1 protein-coding gene is annotated in these 660 nt (G+C 48.8%); it reads left to right on the top strand.

Annotated features, from left to right (window positions below; genetic code table 11):
- On the top strand, positions 1 to 660 hold a 660-nt coding region (locus tag R7190_RS28025), incomplete at both ends, for a sigma-54 dependent transcriptional regulator (RefSeq protein WP_318137942.1).

The raw sequence follows: 660 nt of genomic DNA, 5'->3' as shown, positions 1-660 counted from the left end.
CATCACCCACATTGCTGATACAGATGCCGATATTCTGCTGTTTGGCGAAACAGGTACAGGTAAAGAGCTTATCGCCCGCTCACTGCACGAACAAAGTTCTCGTAGAAACAATAACTTTGTGGCGGTGAACTGTGGCGCGGTGCCAGAAAACTTAATTGAAAGCGAACTCTATGGTCACGAAAAAGGCGCATTTACTGGTGCAGAAAGTCGGCGTATTGGTAAGTTTGAATTTGCGCAGGGCGGCACACTCTTCTTAGATGAAATCGAATCGATGCCGATTCAGGCACAAATTCGTTTGTTGCGCGTCCTGCAAGAGCGCGTGATTGAACGCGTTGGCTCAAACGAACTTTTACCTCTCGACATTCGCGTTGTCGCGGCAACGAAAGTGGATCTTAAACGTGCGGCGGAACAAGGCACATTTCGTCAAGACCTCTACTACCGCCTCAACGTGGTTACGCTAGATTTGCCTCCCTTACGTGAACGCAAGGAAGACATCCCTGCCCTTTTCCATCATTTTCTTTTAGTCGCGGCGTCGCGCTATGGTAAAAGTTCGCCAAGTCTTTCAGCACAAGATTTGGCTCAGCTAATGGCTCACGATTGGCCGGGAAATGTCCGAGAACTGCGCAATGCAGCAGAGCGTTTCGTTTTATTAGGTAAACT

Source organism: Vibrio sp. 1078-1, assembly GCF_033340475.1.
The sequence above is the reverse complement of the archived record's forward strand: the minus strand, read 5'-3'. Positions and strand labels throughout refer to the sequence as shown.